The sequence below is a fragment of the Rhodococcus sp. NPDC057297 genome (genome assembly GCF_042667435.1).
GTDB lineage: Bacteria > Actinomycetota > Actinomycetes > Mycobacteriales > Mycobacteriaceae > Rhodococcoides.
Genome location: NZ_JBHUZE010000001.1, coordinates 1059774 through 1076009 on the forward strand (window position 1 = coordinate 1059774; position 16236 = coordinate 1076009).

Below are 16236 nucleotides of genomic sequence, written 5' to 3' on the forward strand. Positions count from 1 at the left end.
GGGGGCTGTGGATAACTCGGGCTTTCGCGTGCACATTCGCGGAGTGGCGAGGGCGGAGTGTGCTAACGGACCTAACACCCCTACTGACGACTCCGCACGCCTGCTCTGAGGCGAACAGGCGTGCGGAGTCGGTAAAAAGGGTGTCAGGTTACTTCTTGCGTCCCGGAACCTTGGTGCCCGGACGGAACCCGAGTCCACCCGGCTTCGCCGGAGGAGGCGTCCTGGTGTCCCCGTTGGATTCCGTGCCGTTGCTCGACGCCTCGGCCTTAGTCGCTTCGGCCGTAGTCGCTTCGGCCTCGGCAGCGTTGTCGGACGCGTCGGCTGGTGCCTCGGGTTCGGTCGACTCGGGTGCCGGGGTTTCAGCAGGTGACTCGGCTGGTGCGGGTGCCGCAGCCTTGCCCGGTGTGCGTGCGCCCGGTTTCTTGAATCCGGACTTCACGGCCAGGCCTTTGGGCGCGACCGTCGGCTTGGACTCGACCGGTGCGGAACCGTCGACCTCCGTGTTCCGAGGTTCCGTGTTCCGAGTCTCCGGTGCCGACGTCTCCGGTGCCGACGTCTCCGGTACCGACGTCTCCGACGCGGATGCTTCGGGTTCAGCCGGCGTTTCGGTTGCGGTGTCCGAGGCTGCCGCAGCTTTACCGGGTGTCTTTGCGCCTGGCTTCTTGAAGCCCGACTTCACGGCCAGACCCTTGGGCTTGACCGTCGGCAACGACTCCGACGACGCAGCAGGTGCCGCCGACTCGGATGCCGCCGATTCAGTAGCTTCTGCTGCCGGCTCGGACGGTGCAGTCGCCTCGGACGGTGCTGCAGGCTTACCCGGTGCCTTGGCACCTGGCTTCTTGAACCCGGACTTCACCGCGAGGCCCCTGGGCTGAACGGTCGGCTTGGACTCGGCAGTCTCCGCTGCGGCTTCGGCAGTCGTGTCCGAAGCTTCTGGCTCCGCTACGTTTTCGGGCTCAGTTGCCTCGGCGGGCTTGCCCGGTGCTTTCGCGCCCGGCTTCTTGAAACCGGACTTGACCGCGAGTCCCTTGGGCTTGACCGTCGGCGTCGACTCGGATGCTTCGGCGGGTGCCGCTGCAGTGTCGTCCGTGTCGGCGGGCGCGGGGGCTGCTGCCTTCGCTCCTGGCGCCTTGCCCTTGATCGCGAGGCCCTTGCCGCCCGGCTTCGCGCCCCCGGCAATTCCGAGCCCCTTGGGCTTGGCCGGAGCATCGGTGCTCGCCTGAGGTGCCTCGGTGGCGTCGGGCTTGGCGTTTCCTGGTGCTTTCGCTCCGGGAGCCTTCGCGAGACCCTTCATCTTCAAGCCGCCGGCCTTGGGAGCCGGAGCAGCAGGGGCGGACTTGGCCTCTGCAGGCTCTTCGACGGGTTCGATTCGCTCGGCCTCTTCGACCTCGGCGGCTTCCTCGGACTCCAGCTTCTCCTCTGGAGTGAGCTCACGCGGGATCACCTTGATGTTCTCGCTGAGAACGGACGACTCGACGCGAGTGATCGACTCGAGCATCAGCTGCGCGACGTCGACGACCTCGACACCCTCGTGAGCGCCGCCTTCCTGACGTGCAGTGACGCCGTCGGTGAGCATGACGCGACAGAACGGGCAACCCGTGGCGATCTTCTGTGCTGGTGCCCCGCTCCCACCCAAGGTCTCCAGGGCTTCGTCGACCCGGTCGATGTTGATGCGCTTGCCGATGTTCTCTTCCATCCACATGCGTGCGCCACCGGCACCACAGCACATGGACCGCTCACCGTGACGCGGCATTTCCTTCAGGTTCGAACCCGACGCAGCCATGAGCTCGCGGGGAGCGTCGTAGACCTTGTTGTGACGACCCAGGTAGCAAGGGTCGTGGTACGTGATGTCCTGGCTGACGGACGCCACCGGGATGAGCTTCTTCTGCCGCACGAGACGGTTGAGGAGCTGCGTGTGGTGCACCACCTCGTAATCACCGCCGACCTGCGGGTACTCGTTGCCGAGCGCGTTGAAGCAGTGCGCACAGGTGACGACGATCTTGCGCTTCTTCTGCTCGACACCCTCGAACACGCTGTTGAGCGTCTCGATGTTCTGCATTGCGAGCTGCTGGAACAGGAACTCGTTGCCTGCGCGACGAGCGGAGTCGCCGGTGCAGGTCTCGTCCGCTCCGAGCACCATGAACTTCACGCCTGCGGTGGCCAGCAGCTCCGCGACGGCCTTGGTGGTCTTCTTCGCGCGGTCCTCGTAGGCGCCTGCGCAGCCGACCCAGAAGAGGTACTCGTAGTCACGGAAGGAATCTGCGTCCTGGCCGAAGACCGGGATGTCGAAGTCCATCTCGTTGATCCAGTTGAGACGGTCCTTGGAGTTCTGGCCCCAGGGGTTGCCCTTGTTCTCGAGATTCTTGAACAGGCCTGCCAACTCGGACGGGAACTCCGACTCGATGAGCACCTGGTAGCGACGCATGTCGATGATGTGGTCGACGTGCTCGATGTCCACGGGGCACTGTTCGACGCAGGCACCACACGTGGTGCAGCTCCACAGAACCTCGGGATCGATGATGCCGCCCTCGATGGCGTCGGCGACGAGCTTGCGATCCGCTTCGTCACGAGCCGACTGCGGGATCTTGTCCAGCTTCGCCTGATCGGGATTGCCGTCGGCGTCGACGAGACCGACCTCGTCACCTGCCATGTCTTTCTTGCCGCCGGCGAGGAGGTACGGAGCCTTCTCGTTTCCGTGATCGCGGAGCGACATGATGAGCAGCTTCGGCGACAGTGGCTTGCCGGTGTTCCAGGCGGGGCACTGCGACTGGCAGCGACCGCACTCGGTGCACGTGGTGAAGTCGAGCCAGCCCTTCCACGTGAAGTCCTCGATCTTGCCCGCGCCGAATGCGTCGACGTCGGGGTCAGCGTCCTCCATCACGAGGACCTTGCCGCCGGACATCATGGGCTTGGCGGCACCGAGTGCGACGCCGCCGTCGGCCTCACGCTTGAAGTAGATGTTGGGGAATGCCGTGAAGCGGTGCCACGCGACGCCCCAGTTGATGTTGCGGCCGACGATCAGAAGCCAGATCATGCCGGTCATCAATTTGACGAAGGCGAAGACGGACACCATCTCGGGGCTTGCGGGCAGTAGCTTGGCGACCTGCATCGTGAAGAAGTCCGAGTAGGCGTTCGCGTGCCCGTAGGTGGCGATCTTGCCGGCCTTGACGAGGATCATGCCGAGACCCTCGAGCAGAACGATGCCCTCGATGACGTACGCGACCTTCATGCGCGAACCGCTGAAGCGCGACTGACGCTCGGGCTTGCGCGGATGGTTGAGCTGACGGATCACGATGAGGGTGACGATGCCGACGACGGTGCCGATGCCGAGTAGCTCGTCCCACAGATGCCAGGCGAACGTGTTGCCGAAGAGGGGCCAGTGGAACTCGGGGTTGAACGTCTGGCCGTATGCCTCGAACCAGAGCAGGAAGCCGCCGAGGAAGCCGACCATGACGAGCCAGTGGGCCCATCCGACCGTTCTGAACTTCGTCATGCGCGTGTGGGCGATGAACTCGATCATCATCTGCTTGAAACGCGGGATGAACGGGCGCAAGCGGGTTTTGTCCGGCTGGCCTTGTGCGATGGCGGCGACCATCTTCCAGATTCCTCGGAAGAAGTAGGCCCAACAGACAAGGCTGAGGAGGAATCCGACCGTGCCCAACGTGATCGTCAGGGCGTTCATGAAGCGGCCTTTCGTTCAGTGGTAGCGGGGCTGTGCTACCTCGGGTCAGCCCGATCAGCCTAAGAGTAGCGGCGCTACCCGCTGGTAACAAGTTTGTTGTTACTGGCCGGTAACTTAGGTGCGGCTTAGATGCGGCTGCAGGTAGCCGCGGGTTTTCGCCCACCGACCGACGGGCTGAACCGGTCAGTAAGGCGTGTTCTGTAGGTCACGTTATGCCTAGCGAACCAAGGGGGCGCAGAGAAGGCAGTCCTAAGTACCCCGTCGAGGTGCCCCGAAAATTGGGGGCAAGAAGATTCGAATTGGCTGAATTGCCCTGTTTTCACTGGTCTCACCGATTTTGGGCCGGCGCTTTGTGACGGGTGATAACCAATGGGACTCGCACAGGCGCCAAGAGGATAACGTTCGGTCGGAGTTGTGGGATATGCTGCTGCGCGCACCGACTTACTCGCGGATCCAGTCTGGGGTGTATCTGCGTCTGACGGGCTACCTCTGTTCGGTACTGCCAGGCTCGATTGCATAGAAACGGAACAATCTCCACATGAAACTCAGCAAACTGGTCGTTACGGCAGCGTTCGTCGCTGCCGCAATGGGTCTTGCCAGCGGCACTGCCTATGCACAGCCGGCAACCGACGCCCCCGCACCGTCGGAAGAGGGCACCGCCGGCGAGAACATCGGCTTCGAGTCCAACCTCGAGGACCGCACGATCGTCACGACGATCGACGCCGGAGTCTTCAAGGTCGCCGACGACGGCAAGACCGTCGACGTTCTCGACTCGACCGACAAGGTCGTCGTCACCCTCCCGCTCTCGTTCAACCTCGGTGGTCTGAACTTCCCGTACGAGCAGAACGTCGACAACGACGGCAAGACTCTGCGCCTCGTTCCGCAGCTGGACCTGACCAAGGCGTCTGCCAACTCGCGCAGCATCGGCGCAACGCCCGTCGCGTCGCCTGACGAGAACCTCAAGGCTCAGCAGACCTTCGCGTCGCAGCTCGGCCTTGCGACCGCCATCGGTGGCTTCACGGGTACGGCAATCGGCTTCGGAATCGGTGCAATCGGCTTCCTCGCAGGACCGGTTGGACTCGGCACCGTTCCGACGTTCGCCACCATCGGCGGCATCATCGGCACCATCGTTGCCGGTGGACCCACCCTCGTTGTTGCGGGCATCGACCTGATCAACACGCTGAACGCTCCTCCGGGAACCACCAAGTTCGCCAACTGAGCTTCTGCACGAACGTAAAGAGCCCGTCACCTGTACTCAGGTGGCGGGCTCTTTCGTATGCACGCTCAATCAGATGAAGACTCCGGGCGAAGTCAGTTTGATCGTTTCGGCTGCGATGGTGAATGCGTAACCGAGGAGATCCAGGCCGACGCCGAGAATGCCGAGCATGAGGGGCCTTTCGTTGAAGGGGCGAATGTCTGTCGGTACTGGTGTACCGAATTTCCGGGTCGATCATACGATGCGTTGTTCCCTCGCGAGAGGTGTCGACGGCCGCGTCGGAGGCGTCGATCCGTGTCATGCGAACGGATGTAGTTTGTAGCTCCCTTTACGAACCCTTGGTACTTTGGAGTGGTGGAAACAGGCACTGCGACGGTTACGGTAGAAATCTTGTCGAGTGCCGAGTCGGTTGTCGACGACTGGGAGGATCTGGCGTCCAGGTCCGGCACCGTGTTCTCGTCCCGGCCAGGCTTCGTGCTCAACGTCGCGGGAGCGCTGCGGCTGAATGTCAGGTTCGTCGTCGTGCGTCGCGGTTGCCGTGTGGTCGCTCTTGCGCCGCTGAACACGGTCAGGCGTGGACCGTTCGTCCTGGCGAAGGTCATCGGCAGCACGTTGGGGGTTCCCCTCGAATTTCTCAGCGACGACGCCGACGCCTCGGACCTTCTCCTCGGTGCAATTGCCGATCGGGGGTGGATGCTGAGCGGTGATTCGATGATCGCCAATGATCCGACGGTGGTGCGGATGGCGCGGCACGGGGCGTGGGACGTCGACGCAGTGGTTCGCGAAAGGGTCCCGGTCGTCGTGCTGCGGCCCGGTGAGACGGCGTCGAACATCCGGAGTGCCAAATCGTTGAAGAGGCTTCGTCAGTACCGCTCGGAGGTCGAGCGTCGGTCGAATTTTCGGGTCGAGGAGATCCGAGACATCGTCCATCTCGATGCGCGTTGGAACGACATCGTCACGCTCGCCGCCGAATCGGTCGAGGGGACCGACAAGGTCAATTATCTGGTGGCACCCCACGGAGAGTTCGCGCGAGACTTTCTTCGGAGCGAGGCTCGGGCGGGCAGGCTGTGCATCACGGGGCTTGTGGTCGACGGACGGTGGGTAGCGCATGAGATCGGTGTGCGGACGCACCGCCGGATGGAAGGGTGGCTGACCCACTACGACTCCTCGATCGGCAAGCTTCAGCCGGGACATCAGCTGATCGAGTGGTTCGCCGATGCGCACGACAGACTGGGCGTCGCCGAGCTGGATCAGGGCGTCGGAGTCAACAAGATCAAGAGCGTGTGGGCCAACGCGGGGTACGACGTACTACGGGTGACAGCAGTTCCGAGGGCCTGGTGGCTCTCTGGGTGCATGAAGTCGGCTCTCCGTACGCTTCCGTCGATCCTGGCTCGAACCCGCTCGACGCTGCACAGAGCGGCCGAGCGGGCCGGAGCTCGTTGATCAGCGCGGCGGCGCCGGCAGGAAATCGATGGCGGTTTGCCACAGCGTCACGAGATACTGCGCGAGATCCAGCCAAATTCCGTTGAATGCAGACACTTTCCGCTCCCCCTACTACGTAGTCACTGACCGAGAAAGCATACCTTCGGTTCGAAAAAACGTCCGCAATTGAACCCCAGGTTTGTTCCATGGACAAGAATGTCGCCGCATCTCGTAGCGAGATGCGGCGACAGGTCTGCGACGGCTAAGCGACAGGCGACGTGCGCACGGTTGTTCCGGTTTCCGCGGCGACCTGGTCGATGGGGATGCCGAGGCTCGCCGTGCCGCCGTACTGCGCGAGAGCGAGGTTGGCCTCGGTGCAGTCCGGTGCGCCACCGCTGTTGGAGCCGCTGGTGATGCCGAGCGCCAGGGTGCCGGTGACGATGGCACCGCCGCTGTCTCCCGCGAGAGTGCATGCCGTGCTGGCGAATCCGCGAACGGCTCGGCTGCTGCCGTCTTCCATGTACAGCTGAGTCTCGACACGATCGGCAGCGACGATGCCGCAGGTGAACGACGACGACTGCCCCGACTTGCACACCGGTGCGCCCACCACGGGAGATGCGGTGCCGGTGATGGTGACGGTGCTGCCGTTGGCGCCGCGAACGGTGGGGCGGTCCAGCCCGGAGGCGACGCCCTTGTCGTTCAGGCCGATGACGGACCAGTCGAGACCGCTGGCCGACCCGAGGCTGGAACGGTCGAAGCTACCGATCTGGGTGCTGTCGGTGACGTTCGCCGGGTTCGGCAGGTACACCGGCGCACCCCCGGCGCCGGTGTCTGCGTTGGGATTGCAGTGTCCGGCACTGAGATTGACCGGATTGCCCGAGCCGTCGGTGGCGTTGAACCCGAACGAGCAGACACTGATGTCCGTCGGCGACGTGCTCTTGATGTCGGACTCGGTGGTGATGTACGTGTCGCCGCCCATCGGAGACGGGTCGACGGGCTTCGGCGCACCGGGGGACAGAATGACCTTCAGATTGGCAAGCAGCGTCGGCAGATTGAGCGCATTACCGATCGGGCTGTTGACCACGTCGATGACGATCTGGTTGTCGAGAATGTCGATCGACGTTCCGTTGACCTGGCTGGCGACCTCACGAGGCAGCGACCCGATCCACGCATTCAAGTCGGACAACGACTTCTCGAGACCGTCCGCGGACACCGGTGCCTTCGCGGTGTCATAGCCGTCCTTGGCCACGGCCTGAGCGGCAGCGTCGGACGTCACGGCGACGACAGCATTGCCGTCGGGCCCGATCCAGGCGCCTGCGAAATCGGACGGACGAGACGCACGGAAGTCGGACGCATACGTCGACAACTCCTGTGCACGTGCCGCGCGGTCGAGGTACTCCTGGGGAGAGATCTTCAGGTCACGCACCACCGCGTCGGCCAGTTCGCGAGGAAGCTGATCGGCGGGGCTCTGCACCACGGAGTTGGCGTCACTCACCGGATCCGCCGAAGCGGGAGCCGAGAAGAGGCCGATGGACAGAAACGCCGTCGAACAAAGCACTGCGGCGCGCAGTGCCCCCGTGTTACGCATGAAGTCCCTTCATCGGGTGCTGAGCATCAGCGACCCACCATAGGGCATGGCGAGGACATTCCCGGGAATCTGCAGGTCGGAAGCCTGGCGACGCCGCTGTTGATCAGTTCTGCGGTGCCTCGCGCGGGGACGGCGCGTTACCGCTCGGTAGCTCCTCGGCGGGTGTTTCCTCATCGGAATCCTCGACATCGACACCGCCTTCGCCGGTTTCGGTGTCCTCGTCGACCGGGTCCGTGCCCGGCTCCTGCACGAGCGGGGGTTCTTCCGTCGGAGACTCCTCGGTACTGGTGGGAGGAGGTGTTTCGGCGACCGGGACGGTACGTGGAAGTTCCGGGGTGGTGGTCTCGCTCGTGGGAGCGGGCTCGGTGGGGATGTACTGGACGGCCGGTGCAGGAATCTCGGGTACGTCGGACGCGATGGGGACGACCGTCGGGAAGGGCAGTGTGGCGCGCGGCGCGGGTGTGGTCGACGGCGATGCAGCGACCGGTGCGCTCTCGATCTCCGGCAAGGCCGGGGCCGACGAATCCTGCAACACCAGGGCAGTGACGGCTCCGCCGAGGGTCAGGACGCCCGCGAGCGCGACGGCGGCGAGCACCGGCGTGCGAGCCCAGAGGGGGCGAACACTGCGCGCGACGACGATTCGTTCCGTCACCGCGTCGACCGGGTACTCCGACGCGATCGCTGCTGCGCCGCGTGCTGCGGCGACACCCGAATCCGAGCCGGCCCAGGTGGACTGACTCGACTCCGCCCAGGCGGTCAATGCCTCGGATTCTGCGACGAGTGCGACGTGGGCGAGGTCGTACCGGTTCATCGCCATGCGGACGGCCGAGACGCGCTCGGCTGTCCAGGTGGCGGGGAAGGTCGCGGCGGCGGCAACCGACGCCATGTCAGCGCCGATGGACTGGGACACCTCGGCGAGGAGGCAGCGAAGAGTCATCGCGACGAGGTCGCCCGCCTCGTATCCGGAAGGTACCTCGTCGGCGACGTAACCGGTGAAGACGGCCGCATCGGGGTCGTCGGTACCTCCGAGCGATGCGGAACCATCGGTGTGGATGTAGAGGACAGTGTTGTGCAGGGACGCGATGTGCAGCGACGGGCTCGCGCTGTAGGGGTGTGAGACGGCAGCGATCGACCGCTGATCGTCGATGTACAGCCCGACGTCCGGAATCCCACCGTCCGCCAGGTTGTCACCGGCCGCCAGGTTGTCACCGTCTGCCACGTGCCGGTTCACCATCGCCTGCGCTTTCCTGGTCTGCTCCGAGCCGGCGCACGACGCACCTGCTCACTGACCTGGATGTCGCATTCGGGGGTCTCGAAGTTACAGATCGGGCGATCCGGCGCCGTACCCGAGCGCGCGCAGCATGGACAGCAACTCGGATCGGGATCCGGCGCCCAGCCGACGACGGATACGTGCCACGTGATGCTCGACGGTTTTCGCCGATATGTAGAGGCGCGCACCCGCCTCGCGGTAGGTGACGCCCAGGACGAGGAGCTCGGCAACTTCGGCTTCCCGTGCGCTGAGCGATCCTTTCGGCTCCGCGGTCTCGTCCGTCGTCGGTGCGGCGGTGGGAAGCCGCAGAGAGCGAGCAGTCTGGAGCAGCGACGTCGCGACCCGGGTGTCCGCCACGCGCAACGCCGCCTCACTGGCGAGTCGAGCCCCGTCCCACGACAATCCGTACCGAGTCAGCGACTGCGCGGCGGCTTCCACGTCGGCGACGTTCGGGCTGCCCTGCAGTACCCCGAGCCACGCGCGGCCGGCTCCGGCCAGCGCCGCGGCGTACCGGTTGGACTCGGCGGCCTGGGCAAGTGCACGGGCGTGCGGGACGAGATCGGCGGGATGCTCGGCGAGAATCGCGGCCTGGACGCCGTACCAGTGCAGCGACGACGACCACGCGTGAGGTTCGTGCAGATCGGCAAGCACCGCGTCGGCCTGCGCGGTCAGATGTGCGACGCGTTCCGGTTGTCCCAGGCGGACGGCCGCCAGGAGCAGTTCCCCGACCGGGAGAAAGGACAGAAGATCCACCGAGTACGACGCGACGACGTCCAAGGCATCGTCCCATGCGGTCAGCAGTGCTCCGGTGTCACCGGATCGCCGTGCCAGACCGACGCGAAGGCCCGCTTCGAAGAGTCGGTTTCGCGCATGAGACAGCGGGATTCGAACCGAGTCGAGGTGCGCTTGCGCGTCTGCGGTGTCGCCCGCGAGCATCGATGCCCACGCCCGCAGCAGAACGAGCCTCGCCCAGTGTGGATGCGCCGCGGGATAGGCGTCGACAGCCCGGCGAGCGGTGGCGTCGGCGCGTGCGAGATCACCGGTGTGGAGCGCGAAGAGTGCGGCGACGGCCGCCGCGGAATCGGGGCTCGCGCGACGAGTCGTGCCCGACGACATGGCGGTCGCTTGCAGGAGTGTGCTTGTCGCGAGCGACACTTCGGGCGTCGAGGTCGCTCGGATGGACTGCCGTATGCCCTCGGCGAGGAGCGTCGCCCGAGCCCCGGCCGCAGTCGGCGGACCGGTGGCGTCGGACGCTGCGAGCGCCTCGGCTGCCGCTGAATTACCGGCGACGAGGGCGGCTGCGATCGCCAGATCCGCGTCGACGCCCGTCCGCTGCGGACCGAGCCAGGTGTAGAGCTGGGCGGCACGGGTCAGCATTCCGCGCTCGGCCGCGACGGCTGCCGACACACGCACCGCGACGCGGACGTCAGCGACGTCGATCGAATCATGGTGCGCCAGAGCCGAGTCCGCCAGATCCTCGGCCGCGTCGAGATCGCCGAGAAGAAAGCAATTCTCGGCCCGCGCCGGTGCGACGCTCACAGCATCGGCCCCCGCAGCGACGGCGTGCTCGTACAGGCGGACCGCACGTTCCGGCTCGGCCGCCGAGGCGGCAACCGTCAGGTACGTCGCGAGCTCCGGATGTCGGATTCCGATGCTCGCCAGAGTTACTGCGGTACCGAGATCGAGAGTGTCGGTCTTGCAGCGGTATTCGAGTAATTCGGTCGCAGTCGACTGCACGCGTCGTGTACCGACGACGGAGTGCAGCGCGCGTTCGACTTCCGGCAGTGATTCCAGCGTGGTCGACAGCAACCCTGCGGCGACGGCATCGTCCGTCGCGGACACGACATCCGGTCCGCTGCCGACCAGCTCGGTCACGACCTCCGGATCCGAGCCGCCGCCCAGGTGCGCCAGCAGAACAACCGTCTGCGCGGACTCCGAGAGGGAGCGCAGGGCTGCGACCCTGTTCTCGAACACGGCGTCGGACACTGCTCGGGTGACCGCAACATCGGGCTCGGCCCGGGTGGCGGCGTCGAGTGCCACGTCGACCGACCTCGGGCAACCACCGGTGAGCGTCGCGATCGCGGCGGCCAGCACCGCGGACACCGGACGGCCCCTCGACGCGGCCAGTGCTGCAACGTCCGACTTGGTCAGCGCAGTGTGCACGGAATCAGTTTTGTCCGGGAAGGACGTTTTCGACTATGCCCGATACCCCGCCGAGAGTCGTATCGACAATCCCTTCGGCCCTATCGAGGGTTTCAGGCAGGGGATTTGGAATCTTCGGCACATTCACCGACGGTGCCTGTGGGAATTGCGGGCTCGGGACGTTCACGCTCGGCGCGGTCACGTCGGGAACCGTCACGACCGGTGCGGTGGGTGCTGTGCCGGCCGGAGGGACGGTGCCCCCTGCGACGGGTGCGGCGGGGTTCTGCGCGGCGTTCGGGTCGGCGACGACGGTGCCGTCGGGTGCGATGATCGTGCCCGGTGCCGGAACGAGGGTTCCGTCGGCTGCGACGGTCGGTGCGGGAAGGCCGTTCTGGGTGGTTGCGGCCGAGTCGGTGCCCTGGCCGGTGTCGGCGACGACGGCGGCCGTCGTGCCGGGCGCAGTCGTGCTCGTCGTTCCCGCGGTGTTCTCCGAGACGGTCTCGGCCGGCTTGTCGTCGGACGTCAATGCCGTGCCGACGGACAGGCCGCCGCCGGCGATGACGACGAGAGCGGCGACAGCGGCGACGACGATGCCTGCCTTCTTCCGGCCGGACATTCCGGCGGGCTCCGCCGATGCCGATGCCGATGACGAGGTCGGAGCCGGGCGTGGGGCGGGGCGGGTGGCGTCGGCGAGCGTCGCTGCAGGGGGCGCGGGCGGTGCGTCGGCGACGACGGCTGCGGAGATCTCGGCTGCGATGATCGCGCCGCCGATGGCGGGGATGCGCCCGGGGTGCGGACCGGTGACGACCGGGACGCGCAGTTCCGACGAGATCAGCTCGGCGACGAGGGGAATGCTGGAGCTTCCACCGGTCAGGAGAACCTGGGTGACGTCGCCGACGTCGAGGCCGGTGGTGTGCAGCGTCTCGCGGATGAGCTCGACGGAATCGAGGATGGGTCGTCGGATCAGATCTTCGAGTTCGTCTCGGACAAGCCGTGTCTCGCTGCGCAGGCCGGGGAGGTCGACGGTCAGCGTGGTCGCGGTCTCGTACGACAATCGCTCCTTCGCTTCGCTGCAGCGTGCGCGCAGTTCGACGAGAGCGCCGACGGTGTCCGGATCGAACGCGTCGAACTCGAAATCACGGCTGCTGGAGACGGTGTCGAGGACGTACTGGGTGACGATGTGGTCGAACTGCGAGCCACCGAAGTCCTGCGAGTGGACGCCGGTACCGATGACACCTGCGTCGATCCCGGTGCGCATGAGCGTGATGCCGAGCGAGGTGGCGCCGAGGTCGTAGATGACGGTCAGGCCCTCGCCCTGCTGCCCGCGTGAGCCTTCGAGCCAGCGCATCGCGGCGAAGGACTCGGGGACGAGGGTGGTGTCGGGGAGGCCGACGCGATCGAGCGCCTCACGCAGCACGTCCGAGGTGTAGCCGGTCCACCGGTCGGGGTGGGCGACGACGATCGTCGCATCGGAACCGTCTGCGTCGTGCGAGAGTTCGGAGACGAGGACGTGGGTTGCCGTCGCGAACAGGTCCTCGGCGGCGTAGGAATTGCCCTCTTCGTCGATCAGCGGGACAGGGTCTCCGACTCGGTCGGCGAACCCGGTGACGAGGTGCCGCTGCTGGCGGTCGGAGAGTGCGGCGAGATCGGGGGAGGAGTCGGGACGAAGATCGAGGGCGGTCCGACGCTCGACCGTCGGCATGGCCTCGTCGGTGGCGAAATCACGCGGTGCGTACGGATCGTGAGAGGCGTCGAGGGTGGCCACCGAGGTGACCGTTCCGATCCGAATACCGATCCCTGCGCTCATCATCATCTCCGACTTCGTAATAGGCAGCGACACCCGTCGACGCTGCTGGTGATGTCGACAGCATCGCATCTTTCGTTACGTCTCACAGCTGGTGGCGGGCCGATCGCGGGCAAATCCCCTAACGGCCCCGAATCCCCTAATGCCGGAACCCTGGGTGGTGCCGATGGAGTAGGGGGTTCGTCCCCGTTGGGCGAACCGCCCCCGACCCATAGCTTTGTGATCAACCACGAACGACCCTCCGGAACCCCGCTTCCGAACATCCAAGGAGCCTCAGATGGCCACCAACGCAGTACTCGACTTCATCCTCAGCCTGCTTCGCGACGACGAAGCCGCAGCCGCGTACTGCGCCAACCCCGAAGCAGCCCTCGCGGCGGCCGGCCTCGGCGACGTCTGCCACGCGGACATCGTCGCCGTCGCCCCGCTCGTCGCCGAGTCCGGCTTGTTCGCCGGAGCAGGTTCGCAGCTCTCCGCGATCCTCGGTGCAGGCGCCGGCGCGGCAGGCAGCCTCGACGGTTCCCTCGCCGGTGGCGCTGCCATCGGAGGCGGGCTGTCGACCGGACTCGGTCTCACCGCCGGAGCCGTCGTGGGCGGCGGACTCGCAGGCGGCGGTGTCATCGGTGGTGGACTCGGCGGTGGACTCGGCGGCGACATCGACTTCGCAGGCGACATCGCCGCCCAGATCGGCGCCGCGCTCACCGCAGCACTGGCTGCAGGCGGCCAGATCGGTGTCGAGCTTGGAGCAGCGTTCGGCGCGGCACTCGAAGCCATCCTCGGCGCAGGCGCAGCCATCGGCGGTGGCCTCGATCTGGACGGCGGCCTCGGCCTGGGTGGCGGCCTCGACCTCGGCGGCGCGCTGACCGGTCTCATCGGCGGCGGCCTCGGCTTGGGCGCAGGGATCGGCGCGGAGCTCGGCGCAGGCGTCACGGCAGGCCTGAACACGGCCCTCGACGCAGCGCTCGGCGCCGTCGGCGGAATCGACCTGGGCGCCATCGCAGGCGTCGAAGGGGCCCTCAGCGGAGCACTGGGTGCCGCATTCGGCATCGGCGGAGAGATCGGCGCCAACCTCGGCGCAGCACTCGGAAACGTCGTCGGCGCCGTCGTCGACGCGGGCCAGATCGACCTCGGCCAGCTCGACCTCGTGGGCGGCCTGGCAGGTGGCCTCGGAACCGCACTGACCGCAGGCCTCGGCCTCGGCGGAGGTGTCGCAGCCGGACTCGGGTCGGCCCTCGACGCAGCTATCGGCGCAGGCGCGAGCCTCGGTGCAGGACTGGGCGGCGGACTGGGCGCGGGACTGGGCGCAGGGCTGGAAGGCGTGTTCGGCCTGCAGAGTGGTCTCGCGGCGGCTCTCGGATCCTCCCTCGGCGCCGTGCTCGACGCCGGCGCCCTGGCAGACCTCGATCTCGGTGGCCTCGCCGGACTGGACCTCGGCGGCATCGTGGCAGGCACCCTCGGAACCGCCCTGGACCTCGACGCGGGTGTCGTCGGAGATCTGACCACGTCCCTCGGGACCGCCATCGACGGCGCGCTGGGAGCGGGCCTGGGCGGTGCCGCGAACCTCGAAGGCATCCTCGGCGCGGCATTCGGAATCGGCGGAGAAGCAGGCGCAGGCATCGGCGCCGCACTCGACGGCATTGCCGGACTCGGCTCGGGACTGGACCTGGGTGCGGCTCTCGGTGCAGGCGGAGCGCTCGGCGGCGCCCTCGACGGTGCGTTGGACGCAGTCGTCGGAGCAGCAGGCGGCCTGGACCTCGCGACCGGTCTGGAAGGACTCTTCGAAGCCGACGGCGGCCTGGCGTCGACCATCGGATCCTCCCTCGGCGCCGTGCTCGACGCCGGTGCCCTCGCGGACCTCGATCTGGCGGGCGTCGCAACCGGCGACCTGGGCGCACTCGTCGGCGGAGCCGTCGGAACCGCACTCGATCTCGACACCAGCGCAATCGGCAGCCTGACGGCCGCCCTCGGATCCGCGATCGACGCGTCCGCCGGGGTCGACCTCGACGCAGCAACGAACCTGGAAGGCGTCCTCGGAGCAGCCTTCGGCGTGGGTGGACAGGCAGGAGCCGACCTCGGCGCCGCACTGGACACGGTCCTCGACACCAGCGGAGCACTCGATCTCGGCGCAGCACTCGGCGGCGGCGCAGAACTGGGCGGAGCGTTGACCGGAGCAGTCGACGCAGCCCTCGGCGCTGCAGGCGGTGCCGCAGGCGACCTGACCGGCGGCGCAGCCGGTGACCTCGGCGCAGGTGCAGTCGGGGGCGTGACCGCAGGACTCGGCGGCGGACTCGCCGCCGTCGGCGGCGCAGGTGCAGGCCTGGCAGGCGGACTCGGTGGCGGACTGTCCGGCCTCGGCTCCCTCGGCGGTGGCCTAGCAGGCGGACTGGGCGGCGGCCTGACCGGTGCAGTCGGAGGCGCGGTGGACGGTGCTGCTCAGGCAGGTGCCGGTCTCGGTGGCGGACTGGCAGGAACGGTCGATGGTGCGGTCGCCGGTGCGGCCGGACTCGGCGGCTCGCTCGCAGGCGCCGTCGACGGAACCGTCGGCGCGGGTGTGGACGCTGCTGCACAGGCAGGCGCCGGACTGGGTGCCGGACTGGGTGCAGGACTGGGTGCAGGACTCGGTGCCGGACTCGATGCGGGTGCGTCGGCAGGTGCAGAGGTCGCAGGCGGACTGGCGAGCGGCGCAGCAGCCGGAACCGACATCGCCGGCGACGTTGCCGGTGGCCTCGCCGGCGGTGCGTCGGCTGGGGCCGACGTCGCAGGCGACGTGGCAGGCGGACTGCAGGGCGGAGTGGCCACGGGAGCAGACGTTCTCGGCGGCGCAGCAGGCGGACTGTCCGGAGGCTTCGACAGCGTCACCGACGCTGCAGGCAGCGCATCCGGCTCGTTCGACTCGCAGTTCGACTCCAGCAGCTGGTCTTCGGTGGACTCGAACGTGTTCGGTTCGGCGCAGTCCTCGCTGGACTCCTCGCTCCACTCGGAGGGCAGCCTGCACGGTGCCGCCGACAGCACCGCTGACTCGGTGGCCGACATCGCGTCGGTCGATCACCACACGGACCTGATCAACCCGTAACGTTCCTCTCCAGAGAAGTATGGCCCCGGGCGGTTCTTCCGC

Annotated in this window: 8 protein-coding genes; 3 read left to right on the plus strand and 5 right to left on the minus strand. The window is 67.0% G+C overall.

The genetic code is table 11. The features are described 5' to 3' along the window. Window positions 1–148: 148 nt before the first annotated feature. Window positions 149–3682 (minus strand): heterodisulfide reductase-related iron-sulfur binding cluster, encoded by a 3534-nt coding sequence (locus ACFULT_RS04940; RefSeq protein ID WP_378480810.1) that lies wholly within the window; start codon window positions 3680–3682, stop codon window positions 149–151. Window positions 3683–4220: 538 nt separating this feature from the next. Here ACFULT_RS04940 and ACFULT_RS04945 point away from each other — a divergent pair. Further along, window positions 4221–4901: an ammonium transporter gene (locus ACFULT_RS04945; RefSeq protein WP_378480811.1), complete on the plus strand. Its 681-nt coding sequence runs from the start codon at window positions 4221–4223 to the stop codon at window positions 4899–4901. A 387-nt stretch (window positions 4902–5288) separates the two neighbouring features. Then, on the plus strand, window positions 5289–6341 hold the full coding sequence (locus ACFULT_RS04950) for a GNAT family N-acetyltransferase (RefSeq protein WP_378480812.1): 1053 nt from the start codon (window positions 5289–5291) through the stop codon (window positions 6339–6341). 241 nt (window positions 6342–6582) lie between these two features. On the opposite strand, the gene ACFULT_RS04955 is transcribed toward ACFULT_RS04950, so the two are convergent. From ACFULT_RS04955 to ACFULT_RS04970, 4 genes are all read right to left on the minus strand, one after another. After that, entirely contained in the window at window positions 6583–7908 is a 1326-nt protein-coding gene (locus tag ACFULT_RS04955) for a S1 family peptidase (RefSeq protein ID WP_241483591.1), read from the minus strand. Between the two features lie 103 nt (window positions 7909–8011). Continuing rightward, complete coding sequence (locus ACFULT_RS04960; RefSeq protein ID WP_378480813.1) at window positions 8012–9127, minus strand: hypothetical protein; 1116 nt, start codon at window positions 9125–9127, stop codon at window positions 8012–8014. A gap of 99 nt (window positions 9128–9226) precedes the next feature. Beyond that, window positions 9227–11341: a LuxR C-terminal-related transcriptional regulator gene (locus tag ACFULT_RS04965; protein WP_378480814.1), complete on the minus strand. Its 2115-nt coding sequence runs from the start codon at window positions 11339–11341 to the stop codon at window positions 9227–9229. A gap of 4 nt (window positions 11342–11345) precedes the next feature. Continuing rightward, window positions 11346–13127 (minus strand): Hsp70 family protein, encoded by a 1782-nt coding sequence (locus ACFULT_RS04970; RefSeq protein ID WP_378480815.1) that lies wholly within the window; start codon window positions 13125–13127, stop codon window positions 11346–11348. A gap of 274 nt (window positions 13128–13401) precedes the next feature. Between ACFULT_RS04970 and ACFULT_RS04975 the strand changes: the two genes are divergently transcribed. Further along, entirely contained in the window at window positions 13402–16194 is a 2793-nt protein-coding gene (locus ACFULT_RS04975) for an IniB N-terminal domain-containing protein (RefSeq protein ID WP_378480816.1), read from the plus strand. Window positions 16195–16236 lie beyond the last annotated feature (42 nt).

Coding starts and splice junctions, on each gene's coding strand:
- ACFULT_RS04955 (WP_241483591.1), bottom strand. CDS start 7,908: ATGCGTAACACGGGGGCACTGCGCGCCGCAGTGCTTTGTTCGACGGCG.
- ACFULT_RS04945 (WP_378480811.1), top strand. CDS start 4,221: ATGAAACTCAGCAAACTGGTCGTTACGGCAGCGTTCGTCGCTGCCGCA.
- ACFULT_RS04940 (WP_378480810.1), bottom strand. CDS start 3,682: ATGAACGCCCTGACGATCACGTTGGGCACGGTCGGATTCCTCCTCAGC.
- ACFULT_RS04975 (WP_378480816.1), top strand. CDS start 13,402: ATGGCCACCAACGCAGTACTCGACTTCATCCTCAGCCTGCTTCGCGAC.
- ACFULT_RS04970 (WP_378480815.1), bottom strand. CDS start 13,127: ATGAGCGCAGGGATCGGTATTCGGATCGGAACGGTCACCTCGGTGGCC.